This is a genomic window from Citrobacter sp. KTE151, assembly GCF_000398845.1.
GTDB classification, from domain to species: domain Bacteria; phylum Pseudomonadota; class Gammaproteobacteria; order Enterobacterales; family Enterobacteriaceae; genus Citrobacter; species Citrobacter braakii.
In genome coordinates this window covers 36,320-56,003 of the sequence record NZ_KB976067.1, presented here as the reverse complement: position 1 = coordinate 56,003, position 19,684 = coordinate 36,320, and the positions used below count along the sequence as shown (strand labels likewise).

At 53.8% G+C, this 19,684-nt stretch carries 18 protein-coding genes and 4 tRNA genes; 7 read left to right on the top strand and 15 right to left on the bottom strand.

Features of this window, described 5'->3' with window-relative positions:
* Positions 1 to 23 precede the first annotated feature (23 nt).
* Positions 24 to 893 carry a phospholipase A gene (pldA, locus tag WC7_RS01795; RefSeq protein WP_016155132.1) on the bottom strand — a complete coding sequence of 290 codons (870 nt, stop codon included), beginning with the start codon at positions 891 to 893 and terminating at the stop codon, positions 24 to 26.
* Positions 894 to 1,058: 165 nt separating this feature from the next.
* On the opposite strand from pldA, the gene yigI reads away from it, so the two are divergent.
* Entirely contained in the window at positions 1,059 to 1,526 is a 468-nt protein-coding gene (yigI, locus tag WC7_RS01800; protein ID WP_003017917.1) for an acyl-CoA thioesterase YigI, read from the top strand.
* Positions 1,527 to 1,577: 51 nt separating this feature from the next.
* Positions 1,578 to 2,471 carry an EamA family transporter RarD gene (gene rarD, locus WC7_RS01805; RefSeq protein WP_016155131.1) on the top strand — a complete coding sequence of 298 codons (894 nt, stop codon included), beginning with the start codon at positions 1,578 to 1,580 and terminating at the stop codon, positions 2,469 to 2,471.
* A 41-nt stretch (positions 2,472 to 2,512) separates the two neighbouring features.
* Here rarD and corA read toward each other — a convergent pair whose 3' ends face one another.
* The 8 genes from corA to WC7_RS01840 form a co-directional block, all read right to left on the bottom strand.
* Entirely contained in the window at positions 2,513 to 3,463 is a 951-nt protein-coding gene (gene corA / locus WC7_RS01810; RefSeq protein WP_003017920.1) for a magnesium/cobalt transporter CorA, read from the bottom strand.
* 154 nt (positions 3,464 to 3,617) lie between these two features.
* Positions 3,618 to 3,674 carry a YsgD/CorL family protein gene (gene ysgD / locus WC7_RS27220; RefSeq protein WP_212723238.1) on the bottom strand — a complete coding sequence of 19 codons (57 nt, stop codon included), beginning with the start codon at positions 3,672 to 3,674 and terminating at the stop codon, positions 3,618 to 3,620.
* A 265-nt stretch (positions 3,675 to 3,939) separates the two neighbouring features.
* Positions 3,940 to 6,102, bottom strand: coding sequence for a DNA helicase II (gene uvrD, locus WC7_RS01815; RefSeq protein WP_016155130.1), 2,163 nt, complete (start codon positions 6,100 to 6,102; stop codon positions 3,940 to 3,942).
* Positions 6,103 to 6,190: 88 nt separating this feature from the next.
* Entirely contained in the window at positions 6,191 to 6,907 is a 717-nt protein-coding gene (gene yigB / locus WC7_RS01820; RefSeq protein ID WP_016155129.1) for a 5-amino-6-(5-phospho-D-ribitylamino)uracil phosphatase YigB, read from the bottom strand.
* On the bottom strand, positions 6,907 to 7,809 hold the full coding sequence (xerC, locus tag WC7_RS01825; protein ID WP_016155128.1) for a tyrosine recombinase XerC: 903 nt from the start codon (positions 7,807 to 7,809) through the stop codon (positions 6,907 to 6,909). The genes yigB and xerC overlap by 1 nt, the downstream gene beginning before the upstream one ends.
* Positions 7,806 to 8,513: a DUF484 domain-containing protein gene (locus WC7_RS01830; protein ID WP_032947269.1), complete on the bottom strand. Its 708-nt coding sequence runs from the start codon at positions 8,511 to 8,513 to the stop codon at positions 7,806 to 7,808. The genes xerC and WC7_RS01830 overlap by 4 nt, the downstream gene beginning before the upstream one ends.
* Positions 8,510 to 9,334, bottom strand: coding sequence for a diaminopimelate epimerase (gene dapF, locus WC7_RS01835; protein WP_016155126.1), 825 nt, complete (start codon positions 9,332 to 9,334; stop codon positions 8,510 to 8,512). Before dapF ends, WC7_RS01830 begins: the two co-directional genes overlap by 4 nt.
* A gap of 48 nt (positions 9,335 to 9,382) precedes the next feature.
* The gene (locus tag WC7_RS01840) at positions 9,383 to 9,586 is read right to left on the bottom strand and encodes an LPS translocon maturation chaperone LptM (RefSeq protein ID WP_003017937.1); all 204 of its coding nucleotides are present in this window, start codon (positions 9,584 to 9,586) and stop codon (positions 9,383 to 9,385) included.
* 138 nt (positions 9,587 to 9,724) lie between these two features.
* On the opposite strand from WC7_RS01840, the gene cyaY reads away from it, so the two are divergent.
* Entirely contained in the window at positions 9,725 to 10,045 is a 321-nt protein-coding gene (gene cyaY, locus WC7_RS01845; protein ID WP_016155125.1) for an iron donor protein CyaY, read from the top strand.
* Between the two features lie 40 nt (positions 10,046 to 10,085).
* Here the strand turns inward: cyaY and cyaA are convergent, their stop codons facing one another.
* Positions 10,086 to 12,632 (bottom strand): class I adenylate cyclase, encoded by a 2,547-nt coding sequence (gene cyaA / locus WC7_RS01850; protein WP_019078435.1) that lies wholly within the window; start codon positions 12,630 to 12,632, stop codon positions 10,086 to 10,088.
* A 395-nt stretch (positions 12,633 to 13,027) separates the two neighbouring features.
* Here cyaA and hemC point away from each other — a divergent pair, with 395 nt between their 5' ends.
* Genes hemC through hemY form a run of 4 tightly spaced genes read left to right on the top strand, consistent with a single transcriptional unit; the run spans position 13,028 to position 17,105 of the window.
* Positions 13,028 to 13,969: a hydroxymethylbilane synthase gene (gene hemC / locus WC7_RS01855; protein ID WP_016155123.1), complete on the top strand. Its 942-nt coding sequence runs from the start codon at positions 13,028 to 13,030 to the stop codon at positions 13,967 to 13,969.
* The gene (gene hemD / locus WC7_RS01860) at positions 13,966 to 14,706 is read left to right on the top strand and encodes a uroporphyrinogen-III synthase (protein ID WP_016155122.1); all 741 of its coding nucleotides are present in this window, start codon (positions 13,966 to 13,968) and stop codon (positions 14,704 to 14,706) included. Before hemC ends, hemD begins: the two co-directional genes overlap by 4 nt.
* Positions 14,707 to 14,727: 21 nt before the next feature.
* Positions 14,728 to 15,903: a uroporphyrinogen-III C-methyltransferase gene (hemX, locus tag WC7_RS01865; RefSeq protein ID WP_016155121.1), complete on the top strand. Its 1,176-nt coding sequence runs from the start codon at positions 14,728 to 14,730 to the stop codon at positions 15,901 to 15,903.
* Between the two features lie 2 nt (positions 15,904 to 15,905).
* On the top strand, positions 15,906 to 17,105 hold the full coding sequence (hemY, locus tag WC7_RS01870; protein WP_016155120.1) for a protoheme IX biogenesis protein HemY: 1,200 nt from the start codon (positions 15,906 to 15,908) through the stop codon (positions 17,103 to 17,105).
* Positions 17,106 to 17,564: 459 nt separating this feature from the next.
* Here the strand turns inward: hemY and WC7_RS01875 are convergent.
* The 5 genes from WC7_RS01875 to WC7_RS01895 form a co-directional block, all read right to left on the bottom strand.
* Positions 17,565 to 17,641 (bottom strand) — tRNA-Pro (locus tag WC7_RS01875).
* Between the two features lie 41 nt (positions 17,642 to 17,682).
* A tRNA-Leu gene (locus WC7_RS01880) sits at positions 17,683 to 17,768 on the bottom strand.
* 20 nt (positions 17,769 to 17,788) lie between these two features.
* Positions 17,789 to 17,864 (bottom strand) — tRNA-His (locus WC7_RS01885).
* A 56-nt stretch (positions 17,865 to 17,920) separates the two neighbouring features.
* A tRNA-Arg gene (locus tag WC7_RS01890) sits at positions 17,921 to 17,997 on the bottom strand.
* 102 nt (positions 17,998 to 18,099) lie between these two features.
* Positions 18,100 to 19,485: a bifunctional threonine/serine APC transporter ThrP gene (locus WC7_RS01895; protein ID WP_016155119.1), complete on the bottom strand. Its 1,386-nt coding sequence runs from the start codon at positions 19,483 to 19,485 to the stop codon at positions 18,100 to 18,102.
* Positions 19,486 to 19,684: the final 199 nt, after the last annotated feature.

Genomic DNA, 19,684 nt, shown 5'->3' with positions numbered 1-19,684 from the left:
GATTAAAATACTCTCAATACCTGTCAGAAGATATCGTTAAGCATTACACCCACGCCAACACGGGTCTGATTGAAGTTGTAGTCAATCAGTGATTCGCCGTAGCCGCTGTAGACCTGGGTATAAAGACGCACATGCTTGGTAATGGGATAACTGGCCCCCAGCTCTGCGCCGCCGTAGCCGGTACTCCAGTTGTACTGGCCTTTCACACTGATCACCGCGTCACCCAGGTGATAACCCATTTTCAACTGATAGTAGCCCATATATTTGGTGATATCAGGGTTATCGTCAGTGCTGCCGATAACGTACCACGGCTTAACTTCCACCAGCCAGTTACCGTTTTCAGCCATCAGCCGGGTGTAAAGGCGGTTCCAGCTACGTGAGGTGGGGTCGGATCGACCATTGGAGTCATGGTTATAGCCCATTTCAACATCGCGGAGCGTCCAACCGGCAAAGCGATAGTCGGTGGCGAAACCGAGGAACAATTGCGGTTCATAGTTGGTTTCGCGAAACGGCGCAGACTCTTCACTGTTCGAAAGCTGCCACCAGGACTTCTGGGTATAGGAACCGCCGAGTACCGAGTTCGGGCCTAATATTCCGCGCCAGAGCGGAAACGCCAGGCTTAGCTGAAACTTAACCTCATCTTTGCGCGCATTTTCTGACCAGCTATAGCTGCTGATCGCCTCTTTGTTCATGTCGCTGGTATTGGTGTAGATGAGATAGTTGGTCTCATAAGGATAAAGCGTGAAAGGGTTGTCATGCTCCTGCAGCATGTTGGCGATGATACTGCCGCGAACCGCCGGTGCATCATGAATCTCTTTCACTGTCGCTTCCTGCGCATACGCGGTCAACGGCAGCATGACTGCTGGTAGTAACCATCCCAGAATCGCCCGCATCGGTAATGTTCTCCTGAACCAAAATATTGATGAATTGTATAATTATCTGGCAAGTATTCTACATACTTAGCGAGTTCCTCGTTAGTTATCCCGTCCTAAAGTAGAAAACAACAAATAATAAGCATAATATCAACATTTCATTAACCATTGAGATGTAGGGATCGTATGTCTGCCGTACTTACTGCTGAGGAAGCGCTGAAGTTAGTGGGTGAAATGTTTGTCTATCACATGCCGTTTAACCGGGCGCTGGGTCTGGAGCTTGAACGCTATGAGAAAGAATTTGCGCAATTAGCCTTTAATAATCAACCGATGATGGTCGGCAACTGGGCGCAAAGCATTCTGCATGGCGGCGTGATCGCGTCGGCGCTGGACGTTGCCGCCGGGCTGGTGTGCGTTGGCAGTACGCTGACCCGCCATGAGACGATCAGCGAGGACGAACTGCGTCAGCGAATGTCACGTATGGGAACAATCGATTTGCGCGTTGATTACCTGCGCCCGGGGAGAGGAAATCGCTTTACCGCTACCAGCAGCCTGCTGCGGGCGGGGAATAAAGTCGCCGTTGCGCGCGTGGAACTGCATAACGAAGAACAGCTTTATATTGCCAGCGCAACCGCCACTTATATGGTGGGGTAAGTGCCCAAAAAAAGGTAAACTGCTGTTACATTTCTGAAATGAGTTTTCCCGATGGATGCTAAACAAACGCGGCAGGGCGTGTTACTCGCTCTTGCTGCTTATTTTATTTGGGGTATCGCTCCTGCCTACTTCAAGCTGATTTACTATGTCCCGGCGGATGAGATCCTGACGCACCGCGTCATCTGGTCATTTTTCTTTATGGTGGTACTGATGAGCATCAGCCGCCAGTGGTCGGGCATCAAAACGCTGCTACAAACGCCAAAGAAGATCTTCCTGCTGGCGCTCTCTGCAGTGCTCATCGGTGGAAACTGGCTACTGTTCATTTGGGCGGTCAATAATCATCATATGCTGGAAGCCAGCCTGGGCTATTTTATTAACCCGCTGGTGAATATTGTGCTGGGAATGCTTTTCCTCGGCGAGCGCTTTCGTCGCATGCAGTGGCTGGCGGTACTGTTAGCCGCCTGCGGCGTACTGGTACAGCTGTGGACCTTCGGATCGCTGCCAATCATCGCGTTGGGCCTGGCGTTCAGCTTTGCTTTCTATGGTCTGGTACGCAAGAAGATTGCCGTCGAAGCACAAACCGGCATGCTGATCGAAACCCTGTGGCTTTTACCTGTTGCGGCTATCTATCTGTTTGGCATCGCGGACAGCCCAACCAGCCATATGGGTCAAAACCCCATGTCACTCAATCTGCTGCTGATTGCTGCAGGTGTCGTGACCACCATTCCGCTGCTGTGCTTTACCGGCGCGGCGACCCGCCTGCGTCTGTCCACGCTGGGTTTCTTCCAGTATATCGGACCCACGCTAATGTTCCTGCTGGCCGTCACTTTCTACGGTGAAGTTCCGGGAGCGGATAAAATGGTCACGTTTGCGTTTATCTGGGTGGCGCTGGCAGTTTTCGTGATGGATGCGATTTATACGCAACGACGGGTACGTCGGAGCTGAAGAAGTGCCGGATAAGGCGTAACCGCCATCCGGCACAGCCATTACAGCCAGTTCTTGCGCTTAAAGTACAGATACGGTGCCAGACCCGCGAGCATCATAAAGACAATCGCCCCTGGGTAACCGAAGCTCCAGTGCAGTTCCGGCATGAACTCAAAGTTCATCCCGTAGCTGGAAGCCACCAGCGTCGGCGGCAGGAACACCACAGAGACCACCGAGAAGATCTTGATGATGCGGTTCTGCTCGATATTGATAAAGCCCATCGCCGCCTGCATCAGGAAGTTAACTTTCTGGAACAGTGATTCGTTGTGCGGCAGCAGGGATTCGATATCGCGCAGAATCTCGCGCGCCTGTTCCAGCTGACTCCCCGGCAAACGCGCTTTACGCACCAGGAAGTTCAGTGCGCGCTGGGTATCCATCAGACACAGGCGGACCTTCCAGCCAATATCTTCCAGTTCCGCCAGCGTCGAAAGCGCTTCGTCATATTCATCGCCCTGACGCCCTTCCATGATCACACGGCTGAGTTTTTCCAGGTCGCTGTAGATGTTTTCGATCTCATCCGCCAACTGTTCAATTTTAGTTTCAAACAGGTCGAGCAGCAGCTCGTAGGCATTGCCATCCACCATCGCCTGATTACGCGCACGCATGCGGTACAGGCGAAATGCCGGCAGCTCGCGCTCGCGTAGAGTAAACAGGCGACCTTCGCGAATGGTAAATGCGACGGTTGAGTTACCCGCGTGATCGTCGGCATCTTCATAGAAGAAGAAGGAGTGAATGTGCAGACCGTCTTCGTCTTCAAAAAATCGCGCAGATGCTTCGATGTCTTCCAGTTCAGGGCGCGTAGCCAGATTCTGGCCCAAGTCCTTTTGCACACGGTTTCGTTCTTCGTCATCCGGCTCGACTAAATCGACCCAAACCGAACTGGCCAGGTGCTCGATTTCGTCTGCCTCAAGGCGAGTTAAACGATTGTTTTCCAGTTGAAATGCGCTCAGCATGACCGGGACTCCCAATGCAAAAAATTATCGGACAGTTCGGAGGGCACACAGAAACAAATTGGGTTTCAGACCATTAAACAGCCTGACTCAGCGCGACGGGAAAAAACAGAAGGTCGCTGACAACCGCGAAGGCTATCAGCAAAAAGGGATAGCCTTAGGAGTTGATCCTGGATGACAGGATAATGAGCCAGTATCTACTGGGTGTGTCCAAGGCGAATGTCCTCTTAGCGTAATCGTGCGCGCATGTTACGCCAGCAAAATTTTGACGTCAACACGCAACAGATGGCGAAAAAGTAATAATTTCCCCTTATACAAAAAGGTTAGCAGAGGGGAATTATTTATCTATGATTTCAGAATATTAACCGACAGATAGCAGGATGGCGGCTTCGCCTTGTCCGGCCTGGAAATCAAAATGTTACCCGGTCTGTAGGCCGGATAAGACGCGCCAGCGTCGCCATCCGGCAAAGCCAAACCGATCAAACCGTTTCCAGTCTGGCGTAGGCTGCCACCAGCCATTTGATCCCTTGCCCCTGGAACGCGACCTGCAAACGACTGTGCTCACCGCTTCCTTCCAGATTGACGATGGTGCCCTCACCAAACTTAGCGTGGCGCACGCGCTGGCCGAGCTTGTAGCCGGTATCATTTTCCGCCATTGGCGTGCCCATCCGCTGATGGCTCACCGGGCGGCTAACCGTGGCGCGCAGGCGAACCTCTTCAACGCACGCTTCCGGCAGTTCGCCGATAAAGCGCGACGGACGGTGGTAAACCTCTTTGCCGTACAGACGACGCGTTTCGGCGTAGGTCAGCGTCAGCTTTTGCATCGCGCGAGTCACGCCTACGTAAGCCAGGCGGCGCTCTTCTTCGAGGCGCCCACCTTCGTCCAGCGACATCTGGCTGGGGAACATGCCTTCTTCCATACCCACGATAAATACCTGGGGGAACTCCAGACCTTTCGCCGAGTGCAGCGTCATCAGTTGTACCGCATCCTGCCAGGTATCCGCCTGCCCTTCGCCTGCTTCCAGCGCGGCGTGAGACAGGAACGCCTGTAGCGGCATTAAGTCTTCGTCTTCTTCGTTGTAGCTGAACTGGCGCGTTGCCGTCACCAGTTCGTCTAAGTTTTCGATACGCGTCTGACCCTTCTCGCCTTTTTCCTGCTCGTACATCATGCGCAGGCCGGAGTCTTTAATCACCCGGTCAGTCTGCACGTGCAGCGGCATATCGGCGGTCTCCTGCGCCAGCGCATCGATCAGCTCCATAAAACGCTGTAAGGCGCTGGCGGCGCGACCCGCGAGGGCTTTTTCCTGCAACAGCTCACGACAGGCCTGCCACAACGTAAGCTGGCGGTCACGGGAGGTCTGACGCACGACATCTAATGTACGATCGCCAATCCCGCGGGTTGGCGTATTCACCACCCGTTCAAATGCGGCGTCGTCATTGCGGTTAGCGATCAGGCGCAGGTAGGAGAGCGCATCTTTGATTTCCTGGCGTTCGAAGAAGCGCATCCCACCATAGATACGGTACGGCATGCTGGCTTGTAACAACGCCTCTTCCAGCACGCGCGACTGGGCGTTGCTGCGATAAAGAATGGCGCACTGTTCCAGCGCACCGCCGTTGTCCTGCCAGGTTTTGATACGATTGACCACAAAACGCGCTTCATCGAGTTCGTTGAACGCGCAGTACAGTGAGATTGGTTCGCCGTCGATGCCATCGGTCCACAGCTTTTTACCCAAACGCCCGTTGTTGTTTTCAATCAGGGCGTTGGCCGCACTGAGGATGTTGTTGGTCGAGCGGTAGTTCTGCTCCAGGCGAATGGTTTCTGCGCCCGGGAAATCCGTGAGGAAGCGCTGGATGTTTTCCACCTGCGCCCCGCGCCAGCCGTAGATCGACTGGTCATCATCGCCAACGATCATCACTTTGCCGGTATCGCCCGCCAGCAGGCGGATCCAGGCGTACTGAATGTTGTTGGTATCCTGGAATTCGTCCACCAGGATATTGGTAAAGCGTTCGCGGTAGTGCTGCAGGATATGCGGCTTGTTGAGCCACAGTTCATGGGCGCGCAGCAACAGCTCGGCGAAATCCACCAGCCCCGCGCGATCACACGCTTCCTGATAGGCCTGATACACTTTCTGCCAGGTTTGCTCAACTGGGTTGCCATAGCTCTGCAGATGGTGCGGGCGCAGCCCTTCGTCTTTCTGACTATTGATAAACCACATCGCCTGACGCGGCGGCCACTGCTTCTCATCAAGATTCATCGCCTTGATCAAACGCTTGAGCAAACGCAATTGGTCTTCGCTGTCGAGGATCTGGAAATCCTGCGGCAGGTTCGCATCCATATGGTGCGCGCGCAGCAGACGGTGCGCCAGGCCGTGGAATGTACCCACCCACATACCGCCCTGGCTGGTTCCCATGATCTGGCCAATACGGTGGCGCATTTCCGCCGCCGCTTTGTTGGTAAAGGTCACCGCCATAATGGAGTATGGCGAGTTGTTCTCTACCGTCAGTAACCAGGCGATACGGTGCACCAGCACGCGAGTTTTACCACTCCCCGCGCCGGCCAAAACCAGCATGTTGCTGCGTGGCGCGGCCACCGCTTCACGCTGTTTATCATTAAGGCTGTCGAGCAGGTAAGAAACGTCCATTGGCACCGCCGCGTAAAAGTAGGTAAGGCGGATAAGCGTAGCGCCATCCGCCAAAAAGCTGGGTATATATACAGAGTTCTGCTGGTGATTATATCAGCGAGGTCAGAGATGCCAACTGTGAAATTTCGATATGCGGCAGCAAACGGCTGTCTGCGGTTTGCATCAGGTCGGCATTTTCCGGTTTGATCCAGCAGGCCTGCATACCGCATCGGATGGCCCCCGCCACGTCTGTCGTCAGGTCATCGCCCACATGCAGAATCTCAGCCACAGGCATTTTCAGTTTATCTGCCGCCAGCGCGTACATGTCGCTGAACGGTTTTGATCGCCCGTCGGGACCGGCGCGCAGCACAAACTCAAAGTAATCGCCCAGGCCGAACAGTTCTGGCTGTGCGTTACCGTTGGTGATCGCCACCAGCGGCCATTTGCGGGCCAGCGCCTTCAGCGTGTCATGCGTCGCCTGCGGGACGTCAATGCGGCTACGCCATTTGGCGAAATTCATCATCGCCGCATTCGCCCCCATTCTGGCTTCTGCTTCTGACAATCCCGCCTCCAGCATAGCGCGCTCTACGGCGCGGTGACGCCATTGGGTAACGTCGTGGTAGATTTCCGGCTCGGCGTCGCGAACGGCCTGACGTAAGCGCTGTAGGTCGCTATTTTGCAGCGAATTCAGCGCCGGATGGTAATTCTGTACAAACGCGAGCGCTTCCTGCTCGGTGCGTGTGATAACGGGACGGTTATCGTAAAGGGTGTCATCAAGGTCAAAGGTGAGCGCAGAAATGCGCCCCAAAGGCCGGTAAAAACGCATTATTTCCCCCGTTTGGCGCGTGGATGCGCCGCATCGTACACTGAAGCCAGGTGTTGAAAATCAAGATGGGTATAGATTTGGGTAGTGGAGAGATTAGCATGCCCCAATAACTCCTGTACCCCGCGCAGATCGCCGCTCGACTCCAGCATATGCGTCGCAAAAGAGTGGCGCAATTTGTGGGGATGTACGTGGCTGTTCAGCCCCTGTTTGATCCCCCATTCCGCAAAGCGTTTTTGTACATTACGCGCAGAAATGCGTTTGCCCAGTTTTGACAGGAATAACGCATCGTCATCGCAGCCAAATAGCCCCCGCAGGTCCAGCCAGTGCTCAATCCACGCCACTGCATTGCGGCCAATTGGCAGGCGACGTTCTTTACTGCCCTTCCCCATCACCCATACTTCGCCGGTGTCGAGATCGAGATGTTTAATATCCAGCCCAACCAGTTCAGACAAACGCAGCCCTGCGCCGTACATCACTTCTAACATTGCCCGGTCGCGCACGGCGAGGGGATCGTTGAGGTCGATATCCAGCAGACGATTAACGTCGTCGACATCGATATTTTTAGGTAGATGACGCGGTGCTTTCGGCGCGGAAACACTTTTTGCGGGATTGGCTTTCAGCTCGCCCTGATTAACCAGCCAGTCAAAGAAACTGCGCAATGCGGAGAGACGCAGCGCCAGGCTCGCCGGCCCTAGCCCTTTACGACGGCTGCGCACGGCAAAACTGCGTACCATCGAAACGTCACATTGTTGCCAGCTTTGCAGACCGGTCTCTCCGGCTAACGCAATGATGGCATCAAGCTGACGCTGATAATTCAGCAATGTGATCGGGCTAAGCTGCCGCTCAACGCCCAGATAGCGTAAAAAGCGTGCCACATCCTGAGAAAGGGGTGAGTCGGTCATACGCGTTCAATCCAGCGCTCCAGCAGCTCCGGCAACATCAGCGAGATTTCCTGCAGTAATTGCGTACCTTGCCCCTGCTGGTAATGATTAACGTCGCGACTGCTGAACAGCATCACGCCCAGGGATCCATCTTGCCCCAACATCGACATCGCCACCGAGCCTATCGCTTTCGCTTCGGGCATCATGACCAGAAGTTCCGGGCCATTGAGCGGTCCAAGATAGTGATGTGACTGGCCCAGACGCTGAATACGCAGCGGTTCAAAAGCCTGACGGCTTAATGCCAGATGAGTGAATTTTGATGGCGCACCAAGTCGCCAGCGATCCGGGAACAGACGAACCGTCGCCCCAGCCAGCCCTAACTCACGCGCCCAGCGATGAAATCGCATCAGCATGTCGTCAAGACTGCTGGCCGATACCAGCCGTGCTTGCAGATTTAACAGACGATAGAACAGGCTTTCATTGGCGTTGGCTTGTTCCATCAACAACGCCATATTCTCTTCCAGCACGTTAATATGATTACGTGCCCGCGCCATATGCCATTCCACTAAAGAGACCGTGCCCCGCACCGGGTGTGGAACACGCATCGCTTCAACTGCCTGGGCATTACGGATAAAAAACTCAGGATTACGTTGCAGGTAATCGACGACCGCCCGGTCGTCCAGCTCCATGAGCGTTTCCTGTAGTTCTTCCCCTGGTTGCTTCATAAGTGAATAAATCCGTCGTAGACATGTGCCGCCGGGCCAGTCATATACAGCGGATGACCCGGACCTTTCCAGGCGATATCAAGTCGACCGCCCGGTAATTCCACCCTCACTTCTTCTGCCAGCAGGCCCTGCTGGATACCAACCGCAACAGCGGCGCACGCACCGCTGCCGCAGGCCTGCGTTTCACCCGCGCCGCGCTCATAGACGCGCAGCCGGATATGCTCGCGCTTTACCACTTGCATAAATCCGATATTGGCGCGTTCAGGAAAGCGTTCGTGACTTTCCAGAACCGGCCCCAACGTTTCTACCGTGGCCGTATCAACATCATCAACCTGAATTACGCAGTGCGGGTTCCCCATTGAAACCACGCCGCACAATACTGTCTGTTCAGCCACGCGCATAATATAGGTCTTCTCTGCTTTGTTGGCGCGAAACGGAACCTGCGCGGGTTCAAAATTGGGTTCACCCATATTCACCCGTACCAGCTCGTCGTCGGTTACGGTTAATACCATACGACCATTAGCGGTACTGACGCGAATATCACGCTTATTGGTCAGCCCTTTCAGGCGAACAAAGCGGGCAAAACAGCGGGCGCCATTGCCACACTGTGACACTTCACTACCGTCGGCATTAAAAATACGATAGTGGAAATCCAGCTCCGGATCATACGGAGGTTCAACCACCAACAGTTGATCAAATCCAACGCCGAGATGCCTGTCGGACAAGCGGCGGATCAGCTCTGGTGAGAAAAAGACATTCTGCGTTACCGCGTCGACGACCATAAAATCGTTGCCAAGGCCATGCATTTTAGAGAATTGCATCATTCACTCCGTTCACGCGGGTACAGAAATATACATCTATTCCTGCCGTCAGTAATTCACCTGAGAAGGCCCGTCACTAATCCCACGATCGTTTTTCTCTGGCGTGGTGGATTGCGATTGCGGCTGAACGCTCTTGGTCGGAGGCGGCGCGGTTTTATCTGCTGGCGGGAAATAGAGCGGGCCTTTTAGCCCACAGCCCGTCAGGCTGAACAGAGTAAAAATGACAGCGAGTGGCTTTAACACGTTTTTCATTATCGATTGCCTGTAAAGTTCATGCTTTCTGTTTTCTATCATCGCAGGAGAAGGCGTAAAAGCAAGAGTTAGCCTGTAATCTGCAACGCGTTTTGTTTCAGGTTATACTGCCGTCATCACGAAAAACAGGATAAGAAAATGAACGACAGTGAATTTCATCGCCTTGCTGACACCCTGTGGATGACCATTGAAGAGCGTCTGGATGACTGGGACGGCGACAGCGATATCGATTGTGAGATCAACGGCGGCGTGCTGACCATCAGCTTCGAAAACGGCAGCAAAATTATTATTAACCGTCAGGAGCCGCTGCATCAGGTGTGGCTGGCGACCAAACAGGGCGGCTACCACTTTGACCTGAAAGGCGACGAGTGGATCTGCGATCGTAGCGGCGAAACGTTCTGGGATCTGCTAGAAAAGGCGGCGACACAGCAGGCGGGTGAAAAGGTGAGCTTCCGTTAAGTTTTATTGCCGGATACGCTTCGCTTATCCGGCATCATGCTCACGAGAAATACTGCTGCAACAGCGGTGTGTCGTTTTCCTGACTGACAGGCGGCACGGCGCTAATCGGCTGGGTACGGAACGGGATCACCTGCGCGCGCCCGTCGGTTTTCACAATCTGATAGAACTGCGGCAGGTTAAAGTTGATGAAGCTGGAGCCGTAGGTAAAGCGATCGTGCGAAGACGAGTAGAAACGGCTGACATCGCGTACCAGCTCCTCTTTGCTACCTTCGCAGTGGTGATACACCTCAGCCCGATTACTCTCATCCAGAATGTAGATATTAAAGCCCTGCTCATCACCCGTTTCTTCGAAAAAGAACTGAATGATCCCTTCGCTGGCAAAACCGTCAACCACTGACGGAAGTTTCACATGATTGGTCTCAACCTGAACGGAAAGCCCGTGCAGTTTGTTATGTGAAATCGCGCCATAAAATTCAATCGCGTTTTCCAGCTTCTGTACCGAGACGTTCAGGCGCTCGAAGAACAGACCCCACGTCTGACCAGAAACGCGCAGCGCTTTGAAGCGTCCGGTTTCCTGACGGGTGCTGGAGAGGCGCAACTCGATGCACTCAGACACCAGTTGCTGCACGCGGGTGCGAATTAAACCGCGCAGATGCTGGCTATAGCAGAAGACCTCGACGCTATCCGGCGGCGCGGCATCCTGGTGCATTTTGCCGAGAATCGTTTTTAACGCTTCAATCATCGCCTGCTCACCATTGAAGTGCAGCGTACGCACTTCATTCCACGAGTTGCGGTACAACAGGTCGACGCTACCCACCAGGCAATTTTGTTCTTCACCAAAGCTGAAGACGTCCAGCTTACGGAAATCAAAATGTACCACCTGATTGCGAAATGCTGCCGTCGGGTCATATTCAAGGTTAACGATAATCGCCAGGTGGCGAATCTCGCACGGGCTATAGAGCGCTTTCGGCGTTGGCGCTGGCAGTCGCAGCGGGAAGTGATGCGACACGTCGGCGACCATTTCTTGCAGCTTCGGCAAATCAACAATGCCGTTGCCCTTAATAAATAAATGCGTACGCGAGGTCAGCAGGCCGTTGAACCAGGCCCACGCCACCAGTTTATTGAGGTAGCGGTTATATTCCAGCGGCTGATGGCTGATGATCGAGTCCATGTTAGGCGCGCGGTTATAGAGATACCAACCCGAACGGTTGGCACGGCCCGGCGGCACATGGATAAAGGTCAGATTCGGTTCCGAGAGATCCGGAGATATCTGCGGGTTCACCAGCGTTACTTTACCTGGTAATGCTTCAAACGCGGCATACAGCTTACGGGTCAGCACGCCGATATCCTGCGGGCTGGCGCTCACGCTGAGGTTATTTCGGCGGGCAAAACGGATCAGGTTACGATAGCTCTGCATCATCGCATCGAGCAGTTCGTTATGCGCTTCGCGTACCTGGTCAATCTTCCAGTTAGCGCGGTTATCCAGCATGGTCAGACGGGCGTCATCCCAGCCCCACTCTTTCACTAACTGACTTAATACTTCACGACGCCAGCCCACGCAGGCGCGCTCGCGGCTCAGTTTCTCACACACTTTTAAGTAGAAACATCGACGCACTAAATCCAAACGAGTCGGGTCTTCGATCGCCGTGAGGTACTCGGTAACGCGCTCCAGCATCATGCAGTAAGGGTCGAGACCAAAAGAGACGATCTCGCCATCGTGCAGGCGCTGTTTAATATCTTTCGCCAACAGGCGTGGATTAGGGTATTCCCAGGAATAAGCTTCCAGCAGCAGCGTTTTCAATACCGCTTTGTACGGGGAGTCGATACTCTTGTACAGCTGCCAGAGGCTGGCGCCAAAGTACTCTTCGGCGGAAAGCGAACTGAGTCCGCCGAGATCCAGCCATTCGTTTGGCGTTAACACCCCCTGTGCGTAAAGCGTCATGACGTAATCGTCGTAATGCTCTTCTTCGTCGCCCGGCACCATATTCCACAGAATACGTTTACCCGCGAGACGCACAGCGGTGCGATAGAATTCATCAAGCAGCAGGATATGCTGCGTCGAGCCACAGTCTTCACCACCCAAACTGCCGCTTTCATTGTGGCGGAAACGGTTTTCATCAATCAGGAAGAAGCTGACTTCCACGCCCAGCGAGGCGGCCCAGCTTTCCAGCAGGCTACATTTACGCTGCAGCAGTTGGCGCTCTTCGCTATCCAGCCAGGATTGATGGCAGACCCAAATATCAAGGTCAGAGGAACAGCTTTGCCCTACCGAAGAGGTGCTGCCCATTGAGTAAACGCCGGTGATAGGCAGTTCGCCCTTGGGAGGATCCTGCGGTGACATACCGCGGTACAGTTCCAGTTCGTTCAGGTAGTGGCGTTGGGTTTCATCAGGCGTGTAAAGGCATATGCCTTTGGGAACGTTACCATCAAGGTAACCCGGCATCAGCGGATGGTGGTAGTGCAATAATGTCGGCAGCAGACTGTATACCTGCTGGAAGGCAGGTCCCATGGCAGCAAGCGCGCGATCCACACGCAGTTGATTTATGGCATCCAGTCTCTGTTTCAGAGTCTCAATATAGAGGTACAAGACGTATCGCCTGATGTTGCTATCCGTCATGTTGTCGATTGCTGCGGCACAAGCGCTCACAATAATCGTCATCAATTCGGATAAACCGTATGTCAAAAATAACCGTTACCTGTTTTTTCGCCCATATTTTTTTATGCTGTACAGCCGAAAAAATGGTCTAAAACGTGATCAATTTAACACCTTGCTCATTGACCGTAAAGAAAGATGCGCTACATACAAGTGTAGCACCGTTCGTTACGTGTAAATTCCTTCATACGGTCGGGAGGTTTCTCGTCATTATTCACTGCCAGTGATGATGCAGCGCCTTTTCCTCTCACTCACGTTTGAGCGTAACGCTGACATCCCTTTGATAAGGATGTTAGGATGGTCAATGATTGATAATGACGGTAACAAGCATGTTAGACAATGTTTTGAGAATTGCCACACGCCAAAGCCCCCTTGCGCTCTGGCAGGCACATTATGTCAAAGACGCCTTAATGGCAAACCACCCCGATCTGATCGTGGAACTGGTTCCGATGGTAACCCGTGGCGATGTGATCCTTGATACCCCGCTGGCGAAAGTCGGGGGGAAAGGGTTGTTTGTTAAAGAGCTGGAAGTCGCGCTGCTGGAAAAACGCGCCGATATCGCCGTGCATTCCATGAAGGATGTGCCGGTTGAGTTCCCTGACGGTCTTGGACTGGTCACCATTTGCGAGCGAGAGGATCCGCGTGATGCTTTCGTCTCAAATAAGTACAACACGCTGGATGAACTCCCGGCAGGCAGTATCGTCGGGACATCCAGTTTGCGTCGCCAGTGCCAGTTGGCAAAGCGTCGCCCGGATCTCGTCATCCGTTCACTGCGCGGTAACGTAGGTACGCGTCTGAGCAAACTGGATAACGGCGATTATGACGCCATTATTCTGGCGGTCGCCGGATTAAAACGTTTAGGTCTTGAGTCGCGAGTCCGCACCGCTCTGCCGCCGGAAGTCTCTCTACCCGCTGTCGGGCAAGGCGCAGTTGGCATAGAATGTCGACTGGATGATATGCGCACTCAGGCGCTGTTAGCGCCGCTCAACCATGAAGAAACGGCGCTGCGCGTCAAAGCCGAACGCGCCATGAATACCCGCCTGGAAGGGGGATGTCAGGTCCCTATCGGCAGTTATGCAGAACTCATTAACGGTGAGATTTGGCTGCGGGCGCTGGTCGGCGCGCCTGACGGTTCGCAGATGGTATGCGGAGAACGTCGCGGCGCCGCGCAGGAAGCTGAACAGATGGGCATCTCTCTGGCTGAAGAGCTGCTGGAGAACGGTGCGCGCACCATTCTGGCTGAAGTTTACAACGGAGAAGCCCCCGCATGAGTATTCTGGTCACCCGCCCGTCTCCCGCAGGGGAAGAGTTAGTGAGCCGTCTGCGCACACTGGGGCAGGTGGCCTGGAGCTTTCCGCTCATCGAGTTTTCGCCCGGTCGGGAACTGGCAACGCTTGCTTCCCGACTGTCGGCGCTGACGGAAAACGATCTGGTCTTCGCCCTCTCGCAGCACGCCGTCACCTTTGCAGATGCCGAGCTTCAGCAACAAGGGAAAAGCTGGCCCTCCCTTCCGCGTTATTTTGCCATTGGTCGCACAACGGCGCTGGCGCTGCATACCGTTAGCGGTTTCAATATTCACTACCCTCTGGATCGGGAAATTAGCGAAGTCTTGCTACAATTACCTGAATTACAAAATATTGCGGGAAAACGCGCGCTGATATTACGCGGCAATGGTGGCCGTGAGCTGATAGGTGAAACCCTGACAGCACGCGGAGCTGATGTCGATTTTTGTGAATGTTATCAACGCAGTGCAAAATATTACGATGGTGCAGAAGAAGCGATGCGCTGGCAATCTCGTGGTGTGACCACGGTGGTTGTCACCAGCGGAGAGATGCTACAACAGCTCTGGTCGCTCATTCCGCAGTGGTATCGTGAGCACTGGTTACTACGCTGTCGGCTGCTGGTCGTCAGTGAGCGTCTGGCGCACCTCGCCCGGGAACTGGGCTGGCAAGATATTAAGGTCGCTGATAACGCCGACAACGATGCGCTACTACGCGCATTACAATAACTCTCATAATGGGATGCCATAATGACGGAACAAGAAAAATCCTCCGCCGTGGTTGAAGAGACCAGGGAGGCCGTGGAAACCACGTCACAGCCAGTCAATACTAAAAAAAAGAGTAAGAACAGCACGGCGCTGATTCTGAGCGCAGTGGCGATTGCTATTGCGCTGGCTGCAGGCGTTGGGCTGTACGGTTGGGGGAAACAGCAGGCAACAACGCAGACAGCAACCAGCGATGCGCTGGCGAACCAGCTTACGGCGTTGCAAAAAGCGCAAGAAAGCCAAAAAGCTGAGCTGGAAGGCATTATTAAGCAGCAGGCAACGCAGTTGGATGAAGCCGCTCGCCAGCAGGCCGCGCTGGTCAAACAGCTTGACGAAGTCCAGCAAAAAGTCGCCACTATCTCCGGCAGCGATGCCGGGACATGGCTGCTGGCGCAGGCTGATTTCCTGGTAAAATTGGCCGGTCGCAAATTATGGAGCGATCAGGACGTTACTACCGCCGCGGCGCTGCTGAAAAGCGCTGACGCCAGTCTGGCGGATATGAATGACCCAAGCCTGATTACCGCCCGTCGCGCGATTACCGACGATATCGCGAGCCTCTCTGCGGTGACTCAGGTCGACTATGACGGCATTATCCTGAAAGTGAATCAGCTCTCTAACCAGATTGATAACCTGCGTCTGGCCGACAACGATACCGACGATTCGCCGATGGATTCCGACAGCAGCGAGCTTTCCAGCTCGATCAGCGAATGGCGCGTCAATCTGCAAAAAAGCTGGCAGAACTTTATGGACAGCTTTATCACCGTTCGCCGTCGCGATGAAACCGCCGTCCCGCTGCTGGCACCGAACCAGGACGTTTACTTACGTGAAAACATCCGTTCTCGCCTGTTAGTGGCCGCCCAGGCCGTGCCGCGTCATCAGGAGGAAACATATCGCCAGGCGCTGGAAAACGTCTCCACCTGGGTGCGCGCCTACTACGACACCGACGATGCAGCCACCAAAGCTTTCCTTGAAGAGGTAGACCAACTGAGCCAACAAAGCATCAGCATGGACGTACCGGAAACGCTGCAGAGCCAGGCGCTTCTCGACAAGCTCATGCAGACCCGCGTACGTAATTTACTGGCACAGCCTGCCACAGCGCCGGTTGCAGCAGCTCCTGCGCCTTCAGCTGAAACTCCGGCAACTGCGCCGCAAGGAGAATAATGATGCTAAAAGTATTATTGCTCTTTGTGCTGTTGATCGCCGGGATCGTTGTCGGTCCAATGATTGCCGGTCATCAGGGCTACGTACTGATCCAGACGGATAATTACAATATCGAAACCAGCGTGACGGGCCTGGTGATCATTCTGATCGTCGCAATGGTCGTCCTGTTTGCGATTGAATGGCTGCTGCGCCGAATTTTCCGCACTGGCGCGCATACCCGCGGATGGTTTGTCGGTCGGAAGCGTCGTCGCGCCCGTAAGCAGACCGAGCAGGCGCTGCTCAAGCTGGCAGAAGGCGATTATCAGCAGGTTGAAAAGCTGATGTCGAAAAACGCCGATCATGCAGAACAGCCGGTAGTGAATTACCTGCTGGCGGCAGAAGCTGCTCAACAGCGCGGTGACGAAGCTCGTGCCAACCAACACCTTGAGCGTGCTGCCGAACTGGCCGGAAATGATACGATCCCGGTAGAAATCACTCGCGTTCGCCTGCAGTTGGCACGTAATGAAAATCACGCCGCACGCCACAGCGTAGATAAACTGCTGGAAGTGACGCCACGTCATCCGGAAGTGCTGCGTCTGGCTGAACAGGCCTACATTCGTACCGGTGCATGGAGTTCGTTACTGGATATCATTCCATCCATGGCAAAAGCGCACGTGGGTGATGACGAGCACCGCGCGATGCTGGAACAGCAGGCATGGGTTGGTCTGATGGATCAGGTTCGCGCCGATCAGGGCAGCGAGGGGCTACGTGCATGGTGGAAAAACCAGAACCGTAAAACCCGTCACCAGGTTGCCCTGCAGGTGGCAATGGCTGAACATCTGATTGAGTGTGACGATCACGATACGGCACAGCAGGTCATCATTGATGGTCTTAAACGCCAGTATGACGACCGCCTGGTGCTGCCGATCCCGCGTCTGAAAACCAACAACCCGGAACAGATAGAAAAAGTGTTGCGCCAGCAGATTAAAGCCGTCGGCGATCGCCCATTACTGTGGAGCACGCTGGGCCAGTCGCTAATGAAGCACGGCGAATGGCAGGAAGCCACGTTCGCCTTCCGTGCCGCTCTCAAACAGCGCCCAGATGCCTATGACTACGCCTGGCTTGCTGACGCGCTGGACAGACTGCATCAGCCGGAAGAAGCCGCCACCATGCGTCGTGATGGCCTGATGTTGACGCTGCAGAACAACAATCCCCCGCAGTAATTCCCTCTTGCCCGGTGACGCTTCGCTTACCGGGCCTACCGTTATTTCATATACACCAAATCATTCGAGATGCTTCGAGGCGACTTGAAGGATGAGGTGTATATGCATAAAAAAACGCCCGCTCTTTTGGAGCAGGCGTTAAACAGGTCTGTATGACAACATAAATGGGTGCTTCACTCAACGTTATGTCCATGGTGTTTGATGAGGCCAGAGCGACATCTATCTGTGGACGATAAGCACCGTAAACGGCTCTGCATCATTCCTGAGTTTATGAGGCCAGATGGCGAACATAAGAGATGGAATGAGCATCTACCCGTATATTATTGCACAAGGCATGCCACGATTGCACTGCAAAAACAATGGAACCGGACTTTTTAAGACATCATGAAATTCGGGGAAATAAAGGCTGAGAAGGGAAAATCAGAAAACAAAAAACCCCGCCGAAGCGGGGTTCAAAATTGGTCGGCGAGAGAGGATTCGAACCTCCGACCCACTGGTCCCAAACCAGTTGCGCTACCAAGCTGCGCTACTCGCCGTTTTACTGCTTTTTGAATTTTTAGTTCAATTCTTTAAGTCGTGGTGCGAGGGGGGGGACTCGAACCCCCACATCCTAAGGACACTAACACCTGAAGCTAGCGCGTCTACCAATTCCGCCACCTTCGCATTTCACAACTTTAAATTAATGGGGTGGCTAATGGGATTCGAACCCACGACAACTGGAATCACAATCCAGGGCTCTACCAACTGAGCTATAGCCACCACTGCAAATCTTTTACGCGGTATTAAAACCACCGCAGCTCCGGCACCTTACTAAATGGTGCGCCCGACAGGATTCGAACCTGAGACCTCTGCCTCCGGAGGGCAGCGCTCTATCCAGCTGAGCTACGGGCGCTTAGCGCCGTTGCGGGGCTGGATATTACGGAGGTCTCGGTCTGCTGTCTAGTGCTTTTTTAAAATAAATTATCGTTTGGTCATGGTTTGTGCGTTTTGTCGCTTATTCCTGCAATTTTTGGGCTGTGCCATGACGATTCAAGCCAAAAACCTTATAAATGAGCGTCACGGCCAGTAAGAAGATAATGCCAACAAACAGCGACATTCGGGTATCTTCATTAAAGTACATGCCGATTAATACGCAAATCAGGAACGCCATCGTCAAATAGTTCGCCCACGGGAACAGAATCGAGCGGAAAGGATGACTGGCGATCGCCGCTTTATGCGCCTGACGGAAACGTATCTGGCTTATCAGGATCACAAACCACGGCACCATCCCCGGCAGCACGCTGGCGCTATAGACATAAACGAACACACGCTGCGGGTTGGGAATGATGTAGTTCAGGCACGAACCAACCAGCAGGATCGCGATAGAAATAGCCACGCCGGCAACCGGCACGCCCTGGCGCGAAACTTTTCCAACAGCGGCAGGTAGCTGGCGATTCTTTGCCAGCGCGTAAAGCATACGCCCACAGCTGTACATCCCACTGTTACAGCCCGACAGCGCCGCCGTCAGGACCACAAAGTTAATAATCCCTGCCGCGGCGGTAATACCAATCTTGGCAAAGGTGAGAACAAAGGGGCTACCGTTACTGCCAATCTCATTCCACGGGAAAATAGTGACGATAACAAAAATCGCACCGACGTAGAAAATCAGAATACGCCACAGCACTTTCCCTACTGCACTCCGCAGCGTGACCTGCGGATTCTTCGCTTCACCCGCAGTAATGCCGATCAGCTCCACGCCCTGGTAAGAAGCCACGACAATACACAATGCCGTCAGGAAGCCCTTCCAACCACCAGCAAAGAAGCCGCCGTGCTCGGTCAGGTTGCCAAAGCCGATCGCCTGACCGCCATTACCAAAACCGAAGAAAATCACCCCTAATCCAATGACGATCATCACAATGATGGTGGTCACTTTAATCATGGCAAACCAGAACTCAATTTCACCATACAGGCGAACCGCGGCGAGATTTGCCAACGCAACCAGTCCGACAGCTATCAGTGCGGGTATCCATTGTGCCATTTCCGGGAACCAGAACTGGACGTACACCCCGATGGCGGTAATCTCCGATATCCCCACCGCCATCCACATAAACCAGTATGACCAGGCAGTGAGATAACCAAAGAAGGGGCTCATATATCGATGAGCGTAAACAGCAAATGAACCGGCAACCGGCTCGAGGAATAACATCTCCCCCATAGAACGCATAATGAAAAAGACGAACAGCCCGGCAACGATGTATGCCAGCAGAACCGAAGGTCCCGCCCATTTCAGGGTACTGGCGGCCCCCATAAATAGCCCGACGCCAATAGTCCCCCCAAGGGCAATTAATTCGATGTGACGAGCCTCCAGCCCACGCTGTAGCTCAGGTTTGTTCTCGGCCATAAATCCTCTTGTTGTGTTTGCATACTGTCCGGTATTACCGGTTCTCGTTATGGGTACATCTTGTTATGCCATAACAGGCCATACGGCACCGACCGCTTAACGGTTGGCGTCAAAAACACCACGGCACTGCAATGATTGTTGCGAATGGTTTCCTAAAATCGCTTAAATGGCAATTAAAGCATTCAAAAAATAAATAGAT

What these genes read in the sequence shown, in the direction of transcription:
- pldA (WP_016155132.1), bottom strand. Translation starts at nt 893, where the DNA reads ATGCGGGCGATTCTGGGATGGTTACTACCAGCAGTCATGCTGCCGTTG.
- yigI (WP_003017917.1), top strand. Translation starts at nt 1,059, where the DNA reads ATGTCTGCCGTACTTACTGCTGAGGAAGCGCTGAAGTTAGTGGGTGAA.
- rarD (WP_016155131.1), top strand. Translation starts at nt 1,578, where the DNA reads ATGGATGCTAAACAAACGCGGCAGGGCGTGTTACTCGCTCTTGCTGCT.
- corA (WP_003017920.1), bottom strand. Translation starts at nt 3,463, where the DNA reads ATGCTGAGCGCATTTCAACTGGAAAACAATCGTTTAACTCGCCTTGAG.
- uvrD (WP_016155130.1), bottom strand. Translation starts at nt 6,102, where the DNA reads ATGGACGTTTCTTACCTGCTCGACAGCCTTAATGATAAACAGCGTGAA.
- yigB (WP_016155129.1), bottom strand. Translation starts at nt 6,907, where the DNA reads ATGCGTTTTTACCGGCCTTTGGGGCGCATTTCTGCGCTCACCTTTGAC.
- xerC (WP_016155128.1), bottom strand. Translation starts at nt 7,809, where the DNA reads ATGACCGACTCACCCCTTTCTCAGGATGTGGCACGCTTTTTACGCTAT.
- WC7_RS01830 (WP_032947269.1), bottom strand. Translation starts at nt 8,513, where the DNA reads ATGAAGCAACCAGGGGAAGAACTACAGGAAACGCTCATGGAGCTGGAC.
- dapF (WP_016155126.1), bottom strand. Translation starts at nt 9,334, where the DNA reads ATGCAATTCTCTAAAATGCATGGCCTTGGCAACGATTTTATGGTCGTC.
- WC7_RS01840 (WP_003017937.1), bottom strand. Translation starts at nt 9,586, where the DNA reads ATGAAAAACGTGTTAAAGCCACTCGCTGTCATTTTTACTCTGTTCAGC.
- cyaY (WP_016155125.1), top strand. Translation starts at nt 9,725, where the DNA reads ATGAACGACAGTGAATTTCATCGCCTTGCTGACACCCTGTGGATGACC.
- hemC (WP_016155123.1), top strand. Translation starts at nt 13,028, where the DNA reads ATGTTAGACAATGTTTTGAGAATTGCCACACGCCAAAGCCCCCTTGCG.
- hemD (WP_016155122.1), top strand. Translation starts at nt 13,966, where the DNA reads ATGAGTATTCTGGTCACCCGCCCGTCTCCCGCAGGGGAAGAGTTAGTG.
- hemX (WP_016155121.1), top strand. Translation starts at nt 14,728, where the DNA reads ATGACGGAACAAGAAAAATCCTCCGCCGTGGTTGAAGAGACCAGGGAG.
- hemY (WP_016155120.1), top strand. Translation starts at nt 15,906, where the DNA reads ATGCTAAAAGTATTATTGCTCTTTGTGCTGTTGATCGCCGGGATCGTT.
- WC7_RS01895 (WP_016155119.1), bottom strand. Translation starts at nt 19,485, where the DNA reads ATGGCCGAGAACAAACCTGAGCTACAGCGTGGGCTGGAGGCTCGTCAC.